This is a genomic window from Paraburkholderia sp. EB58 (genome assembly GCF_050436665.1).
Lineage (GTDB): Bacteria > Pseudomonadota > Gammaproteobacteria > Burkholderiales > Burkholderiaceae > Paraburkholderia.
The window spans coordinates 1-19,232 of sequence record NZ_JBNDMQ010000027.1 but is presented as its reverse complement, the minus strand read 5'-3'; the positions used below and the strand labels follow the sequence as shown (position 1 = coordinate 19,232).

The following is a 19,232-nucleotide window of genomic DNA, read 5'->3' as shown; positions in this document are numbered from 1 at the left end:
CCGGCTCACCCCAACGGCTCACAAAACCACCTGCACCCCAAGTTCCACCACATCCTCGCCATCTAGGCCGTAGTACTCGGCGCTCGACGCAGAATGAAACGACATGGCCGCGAACAGCGACTTGCGCCAGCCCTGCATCGCATCGCCGGGATGGCCCTTGACCACTTCTTCGCGCGGCAAAAAGAAGGTGGTGTGCTTCGGCTCATAGCGCCAGTCATCGAGCCGGCCATCCAGCGAAGCGAGTAGCGCGGGCAGATTGGGCCGCTCCACAAAACCGTGCCGCGCGACGACCTCATAGCAACCGTGGCCGAGGTCGCGGGTCTCGATACGGGTCTTCTCGTCGACCCGTGGCGCAGACTCAGACAGATTGGTAAAGAAGATCGAGGTCTGATGCAGCACGCGATTGTGGCGCACGTTGCTGCGTAGCGCGGCCGGTGTCATGCCGCGCAGACTGCCCGGATAAACCGCGGTCCCCGCCACCCGCGCGGGCGGTTCGGGGTCGCCCAACGTTTCGGCCAGAAACGTCTCCAGCGGCGCAGTCGTCGCGCCGCGATGCGCCTCCGCGTCGCGACCGCGCTGCCAGGTGGTCATCAGCACGAACATCACTATGCCGATCGTGACGGGAAACCAGCCCCCTTGCGGAATCTTCGGCACGTTAGCCGCCACCAGCAGGCCGTCTATCACCAGCAGCGGCACGCTGACCGCCGCCACTGCAATGCGCGGCCAATGCCAGACGCGGCGCGACAGGCTGATCATCTGGATCGTGGTGGTGAGCATGGTCAGACCCACTGCAATGCCATAGGCGGATGTCAGCCGCGCGGAAGAACGGAACGTCAGCACGAGGAACATTACCGCCGCAAACAGGACGAAGTTGACCGCCGGCACATACACCTGTCCGCGGTGTTCACGAGAGGTTTCAACCACGCGCATGCGCGGCAGAAAGCCGAGTTCGATCGCCTGGCTAGTCATCGAGAAGGCGCCGGAGATGACCGCTTGAGACGCGATGATGGTGGCGAGCAGCGCAATCACGATAGTCGGGATTAACGCCCAGCCTGGCGCCATGGCGAAAAACGGCTGGTCTTTGGGCCCCGGCTCGTAGAGCAGCGTCGCCCCCTGGCCGAAATAGCCGAGGATGATCGAAGGAAACACGATACTGAGCCACGCCACGCGGATGGGCCGCCGTCCGAAGTGGCCGATGTCGGCATACAGCGCCTCTGCACCGGTCAGCGCGAGAATGACCGCGCCAAGGATCACGAAGGCGATCGCCGGGCGCTGCTGCACGAGTTGTATGGCCCACTCTGGCGACAGCGCACGCAGCACCTGCGGATGCTGCGCGAGCCGATAGATCCCAAGCGCAGCGAGCCAGAGGAACCAGACCGTCATGACCGGCCCGAACCAGCGCCCGACCGTTTCGGTGCCACGCTTCTGGAACGCGAACAGCGCAATCAGGATCGCGACGGCGCCCGGCACCACCACCGGGGCGAACGAATGACTGATCTGCGGCAGCCCCTCGGCTGCGGATAGCACGGAGACGGCGGGTGTAATCATCGAATCGCCGTAGAACATCGCCGCGCCGAACAGGCCCACCAGCACCAGCGCGCGGGGTGCCGTTTTACCGTCTGCTTTGCCATTTGCTTTGGGGTTTTCTTCGCAGCCGGAGCGCACGAGTGCGGTCAGCGCGATAATCCCACCTTCGCCTTCGTTGTCCGCGCGCATGACATAGCAGACGTATTTCAACATCACCACCACGACGACCGCCCACACGATCGTCGACAGCACGCCCATCACGATCAGTTGCGTCGCGGAGCCGGCATCGAGCACGCCCTGGCGCAACGCGTAAATTGGACTGGTGCCGATATCGCCGAACACCACGCCGAGCGCGCCTAGCATGAGCGCCGAGGTGCCGTGATGGTGCTGAGCCGCGCGATGCCCGGCGGCGTCGCCTGTGCCGCGGCGTGCGCGGGTTTCGGTGGAGGAAGTGGACATCGTCACAGGCGGAAAGCGTCTCTCCAGACAAAAGGTACGTACCTGTACTTCAGCATGTACTTCAGCAAGACCCGTTCCCCGACTGGGGCACCAACTGACCCGGCGCGACGGCAGGCGAACCGGAGCGGGCGCGGTTTATGCTACGCCTGAAGGGTTGCAGGAACATCCCGGAGCCCACCATGTACAACGATCTGGAATACGCGCGCAACGCGGCAAACGAGCAGTACGAAGTTTTCAAGCTGGAACCCCATGACTGGGTGCCGAATAATCGCAAACTGCCGGTCGTGATTTACCGGCATGCCCTACGTCCCGACAGTGGCGATCTCGCGTCCGCCTTCGAAATTCTTTTCGAGCGCAATGACTGGCCGCCGCAGTGGCGCGACGGCATTTTCGACTACCACCATTTCCATGCCACCGCACATGAGGTCCTAGGCATTGCGTCGGGTTCGGCCGAAGTGATCATTGGCGGACCCAGCGGGCGCCTCGTGCGGGTCTCGGCGGGCGATGCGCTACTTCTGCCGGCCGGCACCGGCCATTGTCTGCAATCGCATGCGGGTGGATTTCAGGTGGTAGGCGGCTATCCGGAGGGCCAGCAATGGGATATCCGCCGCGAAGCCTTGACCCCCGAAGAGCAGGCTGCCATGGAGGCGCTGCCGTTTCCGTCGCGAGATCCGCTCGACGGCACGCACGGACCGGTGGTCGAGCATTGGTTGCACGCGGCCTGACAGCGGGCGGGCGAGCCTTGGCGCTCGACCCGCAAGCTTTGAAAGCTTGACCCGCTCGCCATTATTGAGCGGCACGCGGCGGGTCGTTGCACGCCAGACAGTTGGCTATTGCCGCGCATCGGCGCATGATCGGACGGTCGGCCGCCCGGCTTGTTTGAAACCGGCCGTCCCAACGGAACGCATTCAGCGAACCGTTTCCGCAGGAATGTTCATTGCAGCGCGTCACCACGACGTTGCTACCCGTCGAACAGGAGCTTCCCATGCAAAACAATCCCTCCCTCGATAAGCTGTGTATCGACACGATCCGTACGCTATCGATGGATGCCGTGCAAAAGGCGAATTCAGGCCACCCCGGCACGCCGATGGCACTGGCCCCGGTTGTCTATCATCTGTGGCAGAACCATCTGCGTTATGACCCCGACGAGCCGCTGTGGCCCAATCGCGACCGCTTCGTGCTGTCGGTGGGGCATGCGTCGATGCTGCTGTATTCGGCCTTGCATCTGGCGGGCGTGAAGGCCGTCGACGAGAATGGCAAGCCGACTGCCCGGGCCGCCGTGTCGCTGGACGACATCAAGCAGTTCCGTCAGCTCGACAGCAACACGCCTGGGCACCCTGAATACCGCATGACGAGCGGCGTCGAAACCACCACCGGCCCGCTCGGCCAGGGGCTCGGCAACAGCGTCGGTATGGCGATGGCGTCGCGCTGGTACGAGGCGCATTTCAACCAGCCCGATGCGCCGCTGTTCGATTACCGCGTCTACGCGCTATGCGGCGACGGTGACATGATGGAAGGCATCTCGCACGAAGCGGCTTCGCTCGCGGGCCATCTGCAGTTGTCGAACCTCACGTGGATCTACGACAGCAACCGCGTGACGATCGAAGGGCACACGGATCTCGCCTATAGCGACGACGTAGAGGCGCGTTTTCACGGCTACCACTGGCACACCATCCACGTCAAAGACGTAAACGACGCTGCCGCACTCGAAGCCGCTTTCACCGAAGCGAAAAGCGTGACCGACAAGCCGACGCTGATCGTGGTGAACAGCATCATCGGCTGGGGCGCGCCGAAGAAGCAGGACAGCTCGGCCGCGCACGGCGAACCGCTCGGCGACGAGGAAGTCACCGCCGCCAAGCGCTTTTACGGCTGGCCGGAAGACAAGAAATTCTATGTGCCGGACGGCGTCATGGCGCGCTTTACCGAAGGCATCGGCGCACGCGGCAAAGCCGCGCGCAGTGACTGGCTCGCGAAGCTGGACGCCTACCAGCAAAAGCATCCGGACCTGGCGCGCGAGTTCGCGAAGATCGAAGCGCACGAACTGCCGGACGACTGGGACGCGGATCTGCCCACTTTCCCGGCGGATGCCAAGGGTGTCGCATCGCGCGAATCGTCGGGCAAGGTGCTCAACGCGATTGCCGCACGCGTGCCCTGGCTGATCGGTGGTTCGGCCGACCTTTCGCCGTCCACCAAGACCAATCTGAAGTTCGAAGGCGCGGGCAGTTTCGAGCACGAGAGCTACGGTGGCCGCAATCTGCACTTCGGCATTCGCGAGCATGGCATGGGCGCGGCGGTGAACGGGCTGGCGTTGTCCAACCTGCGTCCCTACGGTTCGACCTTCCTGATCTTCAGCGATTACATGAAGCCGCCGATCCGCTTGTCGGCCGTCATGGAAGTGCCCTCTATCTTCGTGTTCACGCACGATTCGATCGGCTTGGGCGAAGACGGTCCGACGCACCAGTCGATCGAACAACTGGCGGCGCTGCGCGGCCTGCCGGGTCTGACCTTGCTGCGTCCTGGCGATGCCAATGAGGTCGTCGAGACGTGGCGCGTCGCGTTATCGAATCCGCGCCATCCATCGTGCATCGTGCTGACGCGCCAGCCGCTGCCTACGTTAGACCGCAGCAAGTACGCCTCGGCCGAAGGGGTACGCAAAGGCGCCTATGTACTGGCCGATGCCCCAGACGGCAAGAAGCCGCAAGTGCTGCTGCTCGCGACGGGTAGCGAAGTGTCGGTCTGCGTGGATGCGTACGAAAAGCTGAAGAGCGAGGGCATTGCCGCACGCGTGGTGTCGATGCCGTCATGGGATATCTTCGAGAAGCAGGACAACGCTTATAAGGATGCCGTGCTGCCGCCGGATGTGGAGGCGCGGGTCTGCGTCGAAGCGGCCGCGGAGATCGGCTGGGACCGCTATGCGGGCCGTTACGGCGCGAAAGTGGTGATGCGTACGTTTGGCGCGTCCGCGCCGTGGAGCGATCTGAAACGCAAGTTCGGCTTCACGCCGGAGCATGTCTACGACGAAGCGAAGAAGCAGATTGCGCGGGTGCAGAAGAAGTAGGTTTGCTTGAGTCTTGAGTCCCGCGAAGGCATTCAGGCCGGCTCGTTGATGGGCCGCCTGAATGCTTTTTTCTTTGGCGGAGACGCTTTCGCTGGTTCGTTGCTATTTCGTTACTAGTTCGCCGGGATCGTCACGACTGGAGCCTTGCTGCTGGTGTCGGCCTCGGCCAGCGCCATCAGATTCTGCACCACCGTGAAGGCGTATTTCGAGTCGAAGTCGTTGCGCTCCACCCAATAGACCGCGGCGCCATAGTTGATGAGCACATAGGCGTCGCCTGGCGCTTTCGTACCCGAATGCACGATGATGGTAGGCCGCGTTTCGCCGCCGATCAGGCCCACGGTCGGCTTGGTCGAGCCGCTGTCGATCTGCTCCTGCGGGACCTGCACCTGCGCGCCGAGGTCGGTCATGATGCCGAGCACCGAGCGCGTGACCATCGGAATCCGGTCTCCCTCTTGCGACGACGGTCCATAGACGATCTGATAGGTGCGTGTGTTCGGCGAGAGATTCAGCAACTGTCGCACGCGCGCGAGGTCCGCAGTGATTTGCGGCGAGACGCCGCTGGTGGCCGCGCCCAATGCCAGATAAACGCTGCTCTTGCCGTTTTCCTGCCGCGATTCCACATTCAGCTCGCCTGCCATCTGCAAGCGTCTGAGCGACTGCAGCAACTCGAAGAAGCCCGGTGCGCCCGCGGCATTGTCGCCGCCGAGCGCGTTGCCGTTCTGTAAGCCGCCAATCGATTGCGCGGTGATGCGCAACAACAGGTCGATCGGGATGCCGCCTTCGGCGAGCGGCAATACCAGCTCGGGCGCGAGCGGCCGGATATAGGCCGAGGCGAAAGCTTCGCCTGTCGTCGGCGTGAATGTGAAGGTAGGGTGGTTCGAGTAGGACACGCTGCCCGTCGCCAGCGCGTAGTTTGGTTCGCTGCCGGAGCCGATGTTACCGGTCGCGCCTGCGGTCGCATCGAACTGATAGGCCGCAATGATCGAGCTGACTGAGAGGAATGCCGGCGCGTCACCGTAGCGTAACCCGACGATCGCCGCGAGGATCTCGCGTTTTTTGGCATCACCCAAGGCTCTTGCGTAATCCACCTGATCGGCTTTCAGATGGGTGGGACCGAGGTGCACGCAGGCAGTGGTTAGACAGGCTGCGCAGAGGGCCGCGAGAACCGGGGCTTTTATGGTCATGGGGGGCGAGTGCGGAGCGGGCCGCGTAGAAGGATGGCATCGGAGGCGCTGTAGCAGGGCGCATGCCTGGTCTTAGGAATGCGCCGCGGAGGACCGTGGTGTGGGCCTCAGGCGGGACCGGCGATTGGCGCGGGCTGAATGTGGCAGCGTAGATTCCACAGACGAATGCAATATTTCCAGGCGACGGCCGCGGCTCGCCGGTGGACGTGCCGCGACGCGCAGCGTTTTGCTCGCGATGGGTCGGGCGCCGTAATTGCGGGGGATGTCCGATAATGGTTTTCGCGTAAGTTGCCCATGTTGAGATGCTGAGGTCCACTTAATGACCGGACCCGGGAGCGTGACCGTCTCCTCGCGCCTGTTCCTCTTACCGCTCTGGAATCAAATCGATGCCGCCAACCGAATTGCCGACGCGCCCGTCAGGCGACTCAGATCTGATCGTCTCCCGGTCGGAAGGGCTCTATTGCCCGCCCGGCGATTTCTATATCGATCCCTGGCAGCCCGTCGACCGTGCGGTCATCACGCATGCCCATTCCGACCATGCGCGCTGGGGTCACACGCACTACCTCGCCGCGCAGCCGGGTGCAGGGGTCCTCGTATCGCGGCTGCCTGGAATCGATCTGCAGACCGCAGCATATGGCGAACGCCTCGACATCAATGGCGTAACGGTCTCGCTGCATCCGGCCGGCCATGTGCTAGGCTCGGCGCAGGTCCGGGTCGAGCATCACGGCCGCGTGTGGGTCGCCTCAGGCGACTACAAGCTCGATACCGATCCGACCTGCGCGCCGTTTGAGCCGGTACGCTGTCACACCTTCATCACGGAGTCGACCTTCGGACTGCCGATCTACCGCTGGGAAGCGCCGCAAACCGTGTTCGACAGCATCGATTCGTGGTGGCGGCATAACGCTGCCGAGGGGCGTGCGTCCGTGCTGTTCTGCTATTCGTTCGGCAAGGCGCAGCATCTTCTCGCCGGCGTCGACGTGGCCATCGGTCCGATCTTTTGTCACGGCGCGCTCGAACCGATCAACCGCGCGTACATCGCCGCGGGCGTCGAGTTGCCGCCGGTGCGACTCGCCAGCGAGGTTGCCGCGAAAGACAAAGCCGTCTTCAAACAGGCGCTTATTGTCGCGCCACCCTCGGCGCAAGGCAGCCCGTGGCTGAAGCGCTTCGGCGACTACAGCGATGCGTTTGCGTCGGGCTGGATGCGCTTGCGTGGCGCACGGCGCAGGCGCGGCGTCGACCGTGGCTTCGTGCTATCCGACCACGCGGACTGGCCGGGTCTGCAGACTGCGATTCGCGAGACCGGCGCTCTGCGCGTGATCGTCACGCACGGTCAGGTAGAGCCCATGGTGCGTTGGCTACGCGAACAAGGCCTCGAAGCCGGCGCGTTTACGACGCAATACGGCGACGATGCGCTGGAAGATGCGGCAAATGCTGCTGAAGCCGTTGCACCTGCCACGTCAGATTCACCATGAGCCGCGCACCATGAAACGATTTGCCGCGCTCTACACGGCGCTCGATGCCACCACCTCGACGCACGACAAGCTCGAAGCGCTGACGACCTATTTCGCCGCAGCAGCGCCCGAGGATGCAGCGTGGGCGTCGTACTTTCTGGCAGGTGGCAAGCCACGTCAGTCGGTGCCGACGCGTCTTTTGCGCGACATTGCGTGCGAGCGAGCCGGCTTGCCTGCGTGGCTCTTTGAGGAGTCGTATCAGGCAGTGGGTGATCTGGCCGAGACCATCGCGCACATTCTGCCGCCGGCGCAGCGCATCTCGGAGTTGGGGCTCACGCAGTGGGTCGAGCAACGCGTGCTGACCTTGCGTGGCGTCCAACCGGATGAACTGCGCACACGGCTCGTCGGCTACTGGGACGAGCTCGACTGGGGCGGGCGGTTTCTGTTGACCAAGCTGATCGGCGGCGGATTTCGGGTCGGCGTGGCGCGGCAACTGGTGGTGCGCGCGCTGGCCGAGGTGGCGGGCGTCGATCATAAGCGCATCGCTCAGCGTATGGTGGGCTGGACCGATTCGCAGCAGAAGCCCGATGCCGTGCGCTATCTGCGTCTGATTGCACCGGAGACCGTGAGTGCGGCAAACGGCGAAGCATTGAATGGGGCGGAGCAGGGCGTGCTCCATGACGCAGTCAGCGATAGCGACCTCGGCCTGCCATACCCGTTCTTTCTCGCGCATCCGTTGCAGGCCGAACCGCAGACGCTCGGCGACACGAATCATTGGCAGATCGAATGGAAGTGGGATGGCATCCGTGCCCAACTCGTCAAACGCGCCGGACGTGTGTGGCTGTGGTCGCGCGGCGAAGACCTGATCACCGCACGTTTTCCCGAAGTCACCGCGTTGGGTGAAGCGTTGCCGGACGGCTTCGTGCTCGACGGCGAAATTCTCGCGTGGGAACCGGATGCGCTGGCACCGTTGCCGTTTGCAAGGCTGCAGCCCCGTATTGCGCGCAAGACGCTGAGTAAGAAGATTCTCGCCGATTCGCCCGCCACGTTCCTCGCCTACGATCTGCTCGAAGCGAACGGTAACGATTTGCGCATGACACCACTTGCCGAACGGCGCGCGCAACTCGATGCACTGGCGGTTTCACTCGACAGTACGTTGACCCACGATCTGCTGCGGGTTTCGCCACGCGTTGAGGCGCCGGACTGGGCCACGCTCGCGCGCTTGCGTGAAGAAAGCCGCGAACGCGGTGTGGAAGGCCTGATGCTGAAGGAGCGCCAATCGATGTACGGTGTCGGCCGCACCAAGGCCTCGGGCACGTGGTGGAAATGGAAGATCGATCCATACGCAGTAGATGCTGTGCTGGTCTATGCGCAACGCGGACACGGCCGACGCGCGAGCCTCTACACCGATTTCACCTTCGCCGTATGGGACGAGGCCGACGGCGTGCGCACGTTGGTGCCGTTTGCCAAGGCCTATTCCGGCCTCACGGATGAGGAGATGCGCCAGGTGGATGCAATCGTGCGCAAGACCACGATCGAAAAGTTCGGCCCGGTGCGCAGCGTGACGCCATCGCTCGTGTTCGAGATCGGCTTCGAAGGCATTCAGGCGAGCCCACGGCACAAGTCAGGCGTAGCGGTGCGCTTTCCACGCATGTTGCGATGGCGCACTGACAAGACCATCGACGAGGCCGATTCGCTGGCAATGCTTAAAGGCTTTATTGACGACCGCCCCGCCTGAGGTGAACCGCCTCGGGACTTTCCCTGATGGCCGCGCCCGATCTCTAGCTGGCGGGCGGTGGTTGCGGGCACAAGGGTTTTTCGCGAGTGGTCACGTCCGTGGCATTTTGATACTCCTTACGCGGTTAGACGCTTACGCACGCCGTTATCGGGACCGAATCTTGCAATGGCAATCCGATGTGCCGGCTCGCGGCGCAGTGGAGAGAAAACAGTGACCGCAGACTACGGGAAGGACGACAACGATGACGTGGTGGTATGGCGGCCGATCGCTCGCGCGATGGCATCGCATCGCCGCGTGCTGGTTGTCGATGACTATCGGGAGGCCGCCGACGCATTGCAATTACTGCTCAATGCGGACGGTTTCGAATGTCGCGCGCTGGAGGACCCGCTTGCCGTATGCGAGCTGGCCATCGAGTGGCAGCCCTTCGCGGTGGTGCTCGACATCAAGATGCCGGGACTGGACGGCTTCGAACTCGCACGGCGCCTGCGCGCCGATCCTGCTACCGCGCATATGCTGCTGGTGGCGTGCACGGCATTCTCCTCAACGAATGACCGCGCGCTTGCAAGATCTGCCGGTTTCGATGCGCATTGCGCAAAGCCTCTGACGCCGCAGCGCCTCTTGCGCGTGCTCGAAGAGGCCACGACGCATCGGGCGCATGAGTGGTGAGAGCATTAAGCGAAGCCGTTGAAAAAAGCCGGCTTGCCGCTCGAAAGCGGTTCACCGGCGTTTATGTCATATGGCATGAGCTGACAGAGTCACGGCCTCACAGATTGACGTCGCCCCTGACCGGCGATGCCGGCGAATCCGGCACCGACTCGCCCAGACGCAGATCGTCCAGTTCCTCGCTCCGGCCTTCCGTGCCGCGTCCCCAATACGGTTCGCTGCCGTAGTAGGCGTGGACCGTTGCGGCCCATTTAGGGTCTGCCATGGTGGGCCAATTGTCCTTGTCGAAGCCGGGCGCGTTCTTGATCTGTTCGGCGGGCACCGAGAGCACGAAGGACTTGTTCTCCGTATCGAGCGCAAGCGAACTCCATGGAATCGCGAGCAGTTTGTCGCCGATCCCGAGGAATCCGCCGACCGACAGCACGGCGTAGGCAATATGCCCGGAGCGCGCGTCGAGCATGATTTCCTTGATCTTGCCGACGTCTTCGCCCTCGCTGCTGAGCACCTTGTTGCCGTCGAGCGTGCTCGCGCCCATGACGTCGGGGCCGGGGCCACTCGGCTGCGTCGCTGATAACGGTGTGATCTGGGTTGAGAGATTCATGATGACACTCCATGTCGATCGATACGTGACGCAGGCCCGACGGGCACGCGAGGAACACACCTTGCGGAGATCGTGCTGCCGCAATTCAGCCTGCGCGGGAAGACATGCCGGCGTACCTCTCACTCAAGCAACCGCCGTTCCCCGCGCACGCACTCACTCACTGCGACCCACCCTCAATCCGGCGCGTATTTGAATTCCGGCATCTCCTCGATCGACTTCTTCGTCGCGTCGGGCAAGATCACCTGGCGGTTGTCGATCTGCAGATCGGCGAACGGCACCGCAACCAGATGCTTGCCCATTCCCAGAAAGCCACCGACCGAGAGGACGGCATAAGCGCTGCGGTCACCTGGTGACACGATCAGATCATCGAACGTGCCAATCTCATCCTTGTTGCGGTTGTAGACCGACGCGCCGTGCAGTTTCGAAGCGCGATAGCCGCTGCCGAGTTGCACCACGTCGGTTCGCTTCTCGGTGACCGCTTGCGGGGCGCCTTGAGCGAACGCCCCGCAGGAAAGAACAGTGGCGAGTGCGCCCGCCGCGAACTGCATTTTGTTGAGTCGGATCATGGTGTTCACCCTCGGGGGCGCCTCGCGGACGCATTGGGTCAGTCATGCAACAAGGCGGCAAGGTCTTGCGAAAGCCGCCGCTCTGGTCCATGTTCATAAGCAAGGAGGCAAAACGCGTGCCTTGTCGCCTACGCAGGAGGCAAAAAGCCCGCGCGACCGTAAGTGCGGTGGTTCGCCAGGAGATCAGGACCACAACTTGCTTCGGTAAGCCTCTGGCACCGGCTCCTGGTGCGAATACATTCCACTGTCCAAGGAAAAACCATGTCAAGCGAGGCCCCCCAGGCTCCTCATGCCCGTTACGCCGCACGCATCGCCGAAGGCGTCCCTTTTCCGCTGGGCGCGACGTGGAACGGCGTCGGCGTGAATTTCGCGCTGTTTTCGGCGCATGCCACCAAGGTCGAACTGTGCCTGTTCGACGCAACCGGTCGCGAGGAAATCGAGCGTATCGAACTGCCCGAATATACCGATGAGGTATGGCACGTTTTCGTGCCCGACCTGAAGCCGGGGGCGGTGTACGGCTACCGTGTCCATGGACCCTATGCACCTGAAGAAGGGCATCGTTTCAATCCGAACAAGCTGTTGCTCGACCCCTATGCCAAAGCCCATATCGGCGAGCTCAAATGGGCACCGGAAATCTTCGGCTACACGCTGGATCACGAGGACGGCGATCTGTCTTTCGATGCGCGCGACAGCGCGCCCTTCGTGCCGAAGTGCAAGGTCGTCGACGCAAACTTCTCCTGGAGTCATCCCGAACGCAACGCGCTGCCGTGGGAGCGGGTGATTTTCTACGAGACCCATGTGCGCGGCTTCACCATGCGTCATCCCGCGGTGCCCGAAAACCTGCGCGGCACCTTCGCCGGTCTCGGCCAGCAGCCGGTGATCGACTACATCAAGGGGCTGAACGTCACCACCGTCGAACTGTTGCCGATCCAGATGTTCGTCAACGACAGTTATCTGCTCGACAAAGGTCTGACGAACTACTGGGGCTACAACACGATCGGTTTTTTCGCCGCCGACCCGCGCTTCTTTGCGGGGGCTAACGCTTCGGTGGAAGAATTCAAGCAGATGGTCGACCGCTTTCACAACGCCAGTCTGGAAGTGATTCTCGACGTGGTTTACAACCACACGGCCGAGGGCAATGAACGCGGGCCGACGCTGTCGTTCAAGGGCATTGACAACGCCTCGTACTACCGTCTGATGCCAGACGAACCACGTTATTACATCAACGACACCGGCACCGGCAACACGCTGAACCTGTCGCACCCACGCGTGCTCCAGATGGTGACCGACAGCCTGCGCTACTGGGTGAGCGAGATGAAGGTCGACGGTTTTCGCTTCGATCTCGCCACGATTCTCGGCCGCGAGTCGCATGGCTTCGACGAGGGCGGCGGGTTTCTCGACAGTTGCCGGCAAGATCCGGTGCTCTCGAGTGTGCGCCTCGTGGCCGAGCCTTGGGACTGCGGTCCCGGCGGCTATCAGGTGGGTGGCTTTCCGCCCGGCTGGGCCGAGTGGAATGACCGCTTTCGTGACACGACCCGCGCGTTCTGGAAGGGCGACGAGGGCATAGTGCCGGATCTTGCCAAGCGGCTTACCGGCTCCGGCGACAAATTCGACCGGCGCGGCCGGCGCCCATGGGCGAGCGTGAACTTCATCGCCGCCCACGACGGCTTCACCACCAATGACCTGGTCTCTTACAACGACAAGCACAACGAGGCGAACGGCGAGGACAACAAGGACGGCCACTCCGACAACAAGTCGTGGAATTTCGGCGTAGAAGGGCCGACCGACGACCCGGATATCCGTCAGCAGCGCGAGCGGCAGAAGCGCAATCTGCTGGCCAGCTTGCTGCTCTCGCAAGGCACGCCGATGATTCTGGCCGGCGATGAATTCGGCCGTACCCAGAAGGGCAACAACAACGCCTATTGTCAGGACAACGAGATCAGCTGGCTCGACTGGGAAGGCATCGACGACGAAGGACGCGCGCTGACCGAATTCGTCAAGAACCTCACCACGCTGCGGCATCGCCTGCCGGTACTGCGGCGCGGACGTTTCCTGACTGGCGAGTACAACGCCGAGCTGGACGTCACCGATACCCGCTGGCTGTCACCGACCGGCGCCGACCTCTCGCAGGAGCAATGGGACGACACGGCGATGCGCTGCTTCGGCCTCGTGATCGACGGCCGCGCCCAGGCGAGCGGCATCCGCCGTCCGGCCTCGGACGCGACCTTGCTGCTGGTCCTCAATGCGCATCACGACGTGGTGAATTTCACGTTTCCGGATGTTCCCGAAGGCGATAAGTGGACCGTCCTGCTCGATACCAATATGCCGGTGCGTGACGAATTACCGGCATTTGCCGCAGGACAGTCCTACCAGGTAACCGGCCGCTCGCTGCTTTTGTTCGCGCTCGACGCATCGAGCCGTGCTACTCAGCGCGTGCTGGACGGGCTCGAGCAGCAACTGACCACGGAGGATCCCGACAAGGTAGGTTGAGGTTTGCGCCAGGTACAGCGCTTGCTGAACCATACGGGGACGAAGCACACCACACCACACCCCACCGGGAGGCCAGGATGGACCAGGAACAGGAGCAGTATCAGGGACTCGATCAGGCAAGCAACGAAGAAAAGATTCGCACTCGCGCGTATTACCTGTGGGAGCAGGCGACTGATCCCAAGGGCACGCCGGACGAATACTGGGAGCAGGCGCGAACTGAGGTAGAAAAGGAGTCGCCGAACGAGGACACTCCGGGCCACGGTGTTCTGCCCGCACCAACGCCGACACCGGCGCGCAAAAGCTAGGTGTGCCGCTGCCGCCCGCGAGGCGGCAGCGGTGCAATGTTGCTCAGCCATTCGCTGGAGAAGACCAGAACGCCCGCGTGTACGACCACCGAATGCAACCGGATTAACGCCTCAGCATGAAAAACTTCGACGATTCGCGGCTGACGCGGCCGGCGACGCGCATCGCGCCTTCCGCCGCCTTGGGCATCGAGGGCCTGATTACGCTTGCGGTCGGGGTCCTCGCTGTTGCCGGGCTTTACTTCGCGCGCGACGTCCTGATTCCGATCACGCTGGCAATCATGCTCAGCTTTCTCGTCGCGCCGTTGGCGGATTTCCTGTTGCGCATCCGTCTTGGGCACGTCGCCTCCGTCTTCGCTGCGGTGCTGTTGTCGGTATCGGTCATCGTGCTGCTGGGCAGCGTAATCGGCACGCAGCTCACTGAGCTCGTCACCAACGCGCCGCGTTATCAGGCCACCATCGAGCGCAAGATCGAGGCCGCACACAGTATGACCATCGGCAAGCTCGACCGTCTCTCGAGCGTGGCGGGCCAGGCGCTGCAGCGCGTGACCGCCGAGCCGTCGCAGCCGTCGTCCTCAGCCGCATCGGCGTCCTCACAGAGTGCCGTCGCGCCGTCGTCCGAGGCGCACGTGCCTGCCGCCATGCCGGTCGAAGTCCGTGAACCGGTGCCGACGCCTTTCGAACTGGCGCGGCGTTTTCTGTCGCCCGCGATCAGTCCGCTCGAAACTGCGTTTATCGTGTTCGTCGTCACCATCGTGATCCTGCTACAGCGCGACGATCTGCGCGACCGCGCCATCCGCCTGTTCGGCTCGCGCGATCTGCATCGCACGACCACCGTCATGGACGAGGCCGCGCGGCGCCTGAGCCGCTATTTCGTGTCGCAACTCGGCGTGAACGCCGGCGTGGGCGTCGTAATCGGCGTGGGGCTGTTCTGCGTCGGCGTTCCAAGCCCCATTCTGTGGGGCATCATGGCCGCGCTGTTGCGGCTCGTGCCGTACGTGGGCATCTGGATTTCGGCGGCGCTCGCAACCGGCCTCGCGGCAGCGGTCAGTCCCGGATGGTCGATGGCAATCTGGTCGCTCGCGCTATTCGTCACCGTGGAATTGCTGGTGGGGCAGGTGGTCGAGCCGCTGCTATACGGACATAGCACGGGTCTTTCGCCGTTTTCGGTGGTCGTTGCCGCGATTTTCTGGAGCTGGATCTGGGGGCCGATCGGCCTGATCCTCTCGACACCGTTGACGTTGTGCCTGCTGGTGTTGGGCCGTCATGTGCGACGGCTCGAGTTTCTCGACGTGCTGCTCGGCGATCAGCCGGCGCTTACGCCTATCGAAAACTTCTATCAGCGCGCGCTTGCCGGCGATCCGGACGAAGCGCTCGCGCAGGCTGAAGTTCTGCTGCGTGACCGCTCGCTGTGCACGTACTATGACGAGGTCGCGCTGAAGGGCCTGCAACTGGCAGCCAACGACGTCCAGCGAGGCGGTGTGAGCGCTGCGCAACTCGCCCGGATCGAATCGACGACCAACGACCTGGTCGAAGGGCTCGACAGTTATGCGGACCACGAACCGGCGCTTGACGAGCAGGAAAACAACTTGACCGCGGTGGCGGCAACTGAGGCACATCCACTGTCGCCTACGGAGGAAAGGGACACATCGCTCGAGGGCAGGTCGGCAGACGCGAGCGAGGCAGACGCGGTCAACCGGATGCGCGAAGGGTTGAACGAAGATGCTAACGAAGGCACACGCGATGCCACGGGTCAGAGTTCGAGTCGAAGGACCGGCGAAGAGGCGAGCCTGCAACAGAGCCTTCACCACGAACGCGCTGCGCTCAATCGTGCCCGGCACCATGTGCTGTGCATCGCCGGCCGCGGCCCGCTCGATCAACTGGCGGCGAGCCTCCTCATGCAAGTCCTTGGCAAGCACGATCTGGATTGTCGCGTGCTGCCGCATGAAGCCGCGTCACGCACCGCGATCGACACGCTAGACACTTCGGCGGTCACGATCGTGTGTCTGTTCTATCTGAACATCGAAGGGATTCCATCGCACCTGCGCTATCTCGTCAAGCGCGTTCGACAGCGGCTGCCGCATGCGGCGATCGTGGTCGGCCTGTGGCCGCAAGGGCAGCCTGAAACGTGGAGCGAAGACCTGCAAAGCGCTATAGGCGCCGATTGCTATGCGACCTCGATGCGCGACATGCTGAACGCGTGCCGCAGGATCGCTGTGGCGGCTCCGTTGCAGCGGGAGCCGGAGCGGGAGCGGGCAGTTGACGGTCTCGCTGCGTAGTCCGGCAGCCTCAGCTACCCGGCGCTTGCGCTACGCCCGCCGCACCATCATCCACACCGCCGGACACCGCCGCATCCGCTTGCCAGCCACCGCCTAGCGCCTTGTAGAGCGCAACCAGATCGGTGCTGACCTGCGTCGTACCTTGCGCGTATTGCTGTTGCGCGTCGCTGAGTTGCCGCTCGGCATCGAGCACGTTGATGAAGGTCACGAGACCCTTTCGATAGCTGTCGCGCGCGAGATCGAACGACGCCTGCAACGCCGTCACACTATCGCCGAGCGCCGTGCGGCGCGCCTGGTCGGTGCGATACACGGCTAGCGCATTGTCGACATCGCGCAGTGCCATCAACACCGTCTTGCGATAATCCAGCGCGGCCTCCTGTTGTTGCGCCTGCGATAAATGGAGGTTGGCCACGAGCGTTCCGCCCTCGAAGATCGGCAGCGAGATGCTCGGCCCGAATGAATAAAACAGGCTCGACCAATGGGTCAAGCCGCTCGCGTTCGTGGCGCGCGTGCCGACCTGGCCGGTCAGCGAGATATCCGGATAGAACTGCGCCACCGCTACGCCGACATCGGCGGTCGCGGCGTGCAGACTCGCCTCGGCGCGGCGAATGTCGGGGCGCCGGCGCGCGAGCGTCGACGGCAAACCCACCGGCACAGCCGGCGGCACGGGCGGCACCTCGGCAGGCGTGGACAGTTCCGCCTCAAGCGAACCCGGCGGTTCACCAAGCAGATACGACAGACCGTTCAGCGCCTGTGCGATCTGCTGATCGTATTGCGGCAACTGCGCTTGCGTCTGTGCGAGTTGCGCCGAGGCGCTCTTCACGTCCAACTCGCTGGCGAGTCCCACTTTGGCCTGGCTTTGCGTCAACCTGACAATCTCGCTCTGCTGATCGACAAGGCTCTGCGTAATCTGCCGCAACGCCTGCGCGCCGCGCAATTGCATATAGGTTTGCGCGACCTCGGCTTCGAGCGACACCAGCGCATCGTTGCGGCTTTCCAGCGCCGCTTCGGTCTGCGCATGGGCCGCTTCAACCGAGCGGCGCACGCGGCCGAACAGATCCAGTTCCCACGAGGCATCGAAGCCAACCTGCCAGAGATTGATCGGCGAGGTCAGTTGGTTGAGGACGTTGTTGGCGCCGTTTTCCACCGCAGCGCCCGCGCCGGGAGCAATAGCGTTGATCGGCGAATTTGGCGCGCCCAGTTGATCGACCTTGTTATAAACGCCTGCCGATTCGAGAAAGCCCTTGGCGCCCAACTGTTCGCGCTGGTAACTGCCGCTCGCGCGCACATTCGGCAAGCCTTGCGCCGCGGCGCTTTGCTCCTGGGTGCGGGCCTCGACGATGCGCAACACCGCTTCCTGCAGATCGAGATTGCCGCGGGCGGCGCGCTCGATCAGGCCATCAAGCGTAGGGTCCGCGAAGCTGCGCCACCAGCGCGGATCGGGATCCGAGTCCATGGTCGGCACCGAGGCAACCGGGACGCCCGATGCCCCTGATGTCCCCGAAGCAGCAGCCGGCGCCGAGGCCGCCTGTTGCGGATCGTGCCATTGCGCTGGCGCCTCGGCTTGCGGCGCGTGAAAGTTCGGACCGACCGAGCAGGCGCCAAGCAGCAGCGCTGCGGATGGCGCAAGCAGCAGCGCAAACGGTAGGGCAGGCCATGCAACTGTCCGAGCAACACTCCGCACAATGGCTCGTGCAACAGGTGGTGCGAAAGGCGTAGCGGTCTGCAGCGCGGACAACCGGGAAACGAAGGTACGTCGAGCGCGGCTCATATCAGTGGCCTCCCGCGCCGCCGGCGGCTTTGGTCGGAGAAAAGAAGAATGTCACCGGAATGAAAAGGAAGCAGAACACGCCGAGATAGGCGAACACATCCACGTAGGCAAGAATCGTCGATTGCGAAATGAAGGTCGTATAGAGCTGCCCGGTGGCCGTTTGCAAGGCCTGCGCGAGCGGCTGACCGGTCATGCCGGCGATCGTATGCGCGGTCCGCTGCAACGTGTCGTTGTAGTTCTGCGAGAGCGTCGACATATGTTCGGACAGGTGAGCCATGCGCGCCTGGGTACGTTCGCGGATCAGCGCCGTGGACAGGGAAATGCCGATCGACCCAGCCACGTTCCGAAACATCGTGAAGAGGGCCGAGGCGTCGTCGTTGAGTTCGCGCGGCACGGTCAGATAGGCGAGCGTCGTGATCGGCACGAACAGAAAACCGATGGCGATCGACTGCGCGCTGCGCATCTTGACGAGCGTCGCGTAGTCGACATCCGGCACCAGCGTATGCGAATAGGCAAGGGCGCCGGCGAGCAGCAGGAAGCCGGTCGCCACCAGAAAGCGGGTTTGCACATAGGGCATCGCGCGGCTGATGATCGGGATCTCCATGACAATCAATATCGCGCCAGGCGACAGCACGAGTCCCGCCAGCGTGGCCGTATAACCGAGTTGCTGCTGCGCGAGTTGTGGTACGAGCACTGCACTGCCATAGAGGATCATCGCGAAGGCCGCCATGCTGGCGCAGCCGAGCGCGAAGTTGCGATCTTTCATGCACCTTAGATCGACCACCGGCTTCTTCGTATAGAGCAGCCAGTAAATCGCCCCGACGATGCCGGCCACCGACAGCACGGCGAACGTGCAGATGAAGCGCGATGAAAACCAGTCGTCGTCCTCGCCGCGATCGAGCATCACCTGCAGGCAGCCGAGGCCAATCGCAATCAGCGTAATGCCGATATAGTCGATCGACACCTTGCCGCCGTTCTTCTCGCGCCAGGGCGGATCTTCGACAAACTGCATCACGGCGAGCGAGGTCAGAATGCCGACCGGCACGTTGAGCGAATGGCACTTACTTAAGCCCGTGGCGCGTGCCCATATTTTCGGATGCGCTCGCGTGCGATGTGACGAGGCTCTTTCAGCCATGGGTAAGA

The 19,232-nt window shown here is 63.2% G+C and carries 14 protein-coding genes; 8 read left to right on the top strand and 6 right to left on the bottom strand.

Annotation, left to right across the window (positions count from 1 at the left end; genetic code table 11):
* Positions 1–18: 18 nt before the first annotated feature.
* Entirely contained in the window at positions 19–1,986 is a 1,968-nt protein-coding gene (locus tag P3T40_RS30935) for a potassium transporter Kup (protein WP_429271519.1), read from the bottom strand.
* A gap of 179 nt (positions 1,987–2,165) precedes the next feature.
* Here P3T40_RS30935 and P3T40_RS30930 point away from each other — a divergent pair, with 179 nt between their 5' ends.
* The gene (locus tag P3T40_RS30930; protein ID WP_429271518.1) at positions 2,166–2,711 is read left to right on the top strand and encodes a cupin; all 546 of its coding nucleotides are present in this window, start codon (positions 2,166–2,168) and stop codon (positions 2,709–2,711) included.
* A gap of 260 nt (positions 2,712–2,971) precedes the next feature.
* Positions 2,972–5,044: a transketolase gene (gene tkt, locus P3T40_RS30925; protein WP_429271517.1), complete on the top strand. Its 2,073-nt coding sequence runs from the start codon at positions 2,972–2,974 to the stop codon at positions 5,042–5,044.
* 113 nt (positions 5,045–5,157) lie between these two features.
* Here the strand turns inward: tkt and P3T40_RS30920 are convergent, their stop codons facing one another.
* Positions 5,158–6,228: a hypothetical protein gene (locus tag P3T40_RS30920; RefSeq protein WP_429271516.1), complete on the bottom strand. Its 1,071-nt coding sequence runs from the start codon at positions 6,226–6,228 to the stop codon at positions 5,158–5,160.
* A 386-nt stretch (positions 6,229–6,614) separates the two neighbouring features.
* On the opposite strand from P3T40_RS30920, the gene P3T40_RS30915 reads away from it, so the two are divergent.
* From P3T40_RS30915 to P3T40_RS30905, 3 genes are all read left to right on the top strand, one after another.
* Complete coding sequence (locus P3T40_RS30915; RefSeq protein WP_429271515.1) at positions 6,615–7,700, top strand: ligase-associated DNA damage response exonuclease; 1,086 nt, start codon at positions 6,615–6,617, stop codon at positions 7,698–7,700.
* A gap of 10 nt (positions 7,701–7,710) precedes the next feature.
* The gene (locus P3T40_RS30910; protein WP_429271514.1) at positions 7,711–9,417 is read left to right on the top strand and encodes an ATP-dependent DNA ligase; all 1,707 of its coding nucleotides are present in this window, start codon (positions 7,711–7,713) and stop codon (positions 9,415–9,417) included.
* 210 nt (positions 9,418–9,627) lie between these two features.
* The gene (locus P3T40_RS30905; protein ID WP_429271513.1) at positions 9,628–10,083 is read left to right on the top strand and encodes a response regulator; all 456 of its coding nucleotides are present in this window, start codon (positions 9,628–9,630) and stop codon (positions 10,081–10,083) included.
* Between the two features lie 97 nt (positions 10,084–10,180).
* On the opposite strand, the gene P3T40_RS30900 is transcribed toward P3T40_RS30905, so the two are convergent.
* Entirely contained in the window at positions 10,181–10,681 is a 501-nt protein-coding gene (locus P3T40_RS30900; protein WP_429271512.1) for a PRC-barrel domain-containing protein, read from the bottom strand.
* 173 nt (positions 10,682–10,854) lie between these two features.
* Positions 10,855–11,247, bottom strand: a complete 393-nt coding sequence (locus P3T40_RS30895) for a PRC-barrel domain-containing protein (RefSeq protein ID WP_429271511.1) — start codon at positions 11,245–11,247, stop codon at positions 10,855–10,857.
* Between the two features lie 261 nt (positions 11,248–11,508).
* Here P3T40_RS30895 and glgX point away from each other — a divergent pair, with 261 nt between their 5' ends.
* From glgX to P3T40_RS30880, 3 genes are all read left to right on the top strand, one after another.
* Positions 11,509–13,737, top strand: a complete 2,229-nt coding sequence (gene glgX, locus P3T40_RS30890) for a glycogen debranching protein GlgX (RefSeq protein ID WP_429271510.1) — start codon at positions 11,509–11,511, stop codon at positions 13,735–13,737.
* A gap of 77 nt (positions 13,738–13,814) precedes the next feature.
* Positions 13,815–14,042 (top strand): DUF2934 domain-containing protein, encoded by a 228-nt coding sequence (locus tag P3T40_RS30885; protein ID WP_429271509.1) that lies wholly within the window; start codon positions 13,815–13,817, stop codon positions 14,040–14,042.
* Between the two features lie 116 nt (positions 14,043–14,158).
* Positions 14,159–16,318, top strand: coding sequence for an AI-2E family transporter (locus tag P3T40_RS30880; RefSeq protein WP_429271508.1), 2,160 nt, complete (start codon positions 14,159–14,161; stop codon positions 16,316–16,318).
* Positions 16,319–16,328: 10 nt separating this feature from the next.
* Here P3T40_RS30880 and P3T40_RS30875 read toward each other — a convergent pair whose 3' ends face one another.
* Together P3T40_RS30875 and P3T40_RS30870 are read right to left on the bottom strand one after the other, a co-directional pair.
* Complete coding sequence (locus tag P3T40_RS30875; RefSeq protein WP_429271507.1) at positions 16,329–18,089, bottom strand: efflux transporter outer membrane subunit; 1,761 nt, start codon at positions 18,087–18,089, stop codon at positions 16,329–16,331.
* Position 18,090: 1 nt separating this feature from the next.
* A partial coding sequence (locus tag P3T40_RS30870) for an MFS transporter (RefSeq protein WP_429271506.1) occupies positions 18,091–19,232 on the bottom strand: 1,142 nt, incomplete at its 5' end.

Excerpts from the sequence above, each read along its gene's own strand:
- P3T40_RS30935 (WP_429271519.1), bottom strand. The coding sequence starts at position 1,986 with ATGTCCACTTCCTCCACCGAAACCCGCGCACGCCGCGGCACAGGCGAC.
- P3T40_RS30930 (WP_429271518.1), top strand. The coding sequence starts at position 2,166 with ATGTACAACGATCTGGAATACGCGCGCAACGCGGCAAACGAGCAGTAC.
- tkt (WP_429271517.1), top strand. The coding sequence starts at position 2,972 with ATGCAAAACAATCCCTCCCTCGATAAGCTGTGTATCGACACGATCCGT.
- P3T40_RS30920 (WP_429271516.1), bottom strand. The coding sequence starts at position 6,228 with ATGACCATAAAAGCCCCGGTTCTCGCGGCCCTCTGCGCAGCCTGTCTA.
- P3T40_RS30915 (WP_429271515.1), top strand. The coding sequence starts at position 6,615 with ATGCCGCCAACCGAATTGCCGACGCGCCCGTCAGGCGACTCAGATCTG.
- P3T40_RS30910 (WP_429271514.1), top strand. The coding sequence starts at position 7,711 with ATGAAACGATTTGCCGCGCTCTACACGGCGCTCGATGCCACCACCTCG.
- P3T40_RS30900 (WP_429271512.1), bottom strand. The coding sequence starts at position 10,681 with ATGAATCTCTCAACCCAGATCACACCGTTATCAGCGACGCAGCCGAGT.
- P3T40_RS30895 (WP_429271511.1), bottom strand. The coding sequence starts at position 11,247 with ATGATCCGACTCAACAAAATGCAGTTCGCGGCGGGCGCACTCGCCACT.
- glgX (WP_429271510.1), top strand. The coding sequence starts at position 11,509 with ATGTCAAGCGAGGCCCCCCAGGCTCCTCATGCCCGTTACGCCGCACGC.
- P3T40_RS30885 (WP_429271509.1), top strand. The coding sequence starts at position 13,815 with ATGGACCAGGAACAGGAGCAGTATCAGGGACTCGATCAGGCAAGCAAC.
- P3T40_RS30880 (WP_429271508.1), top strand. The coding sequence starts at position 14,159 with ATGAAAAACTTCGACGATTCGCGGCTGACGCGGCCGGCGACGCGCATC.
- P3T40_RS30875 (WP_429271507.1), bottom strand. The coding sequence starts at position 18,089 with ATGAGCCGCGCTCGACGTACCTTCGTTTCCCGGTTGTCCGCGCTGCAG.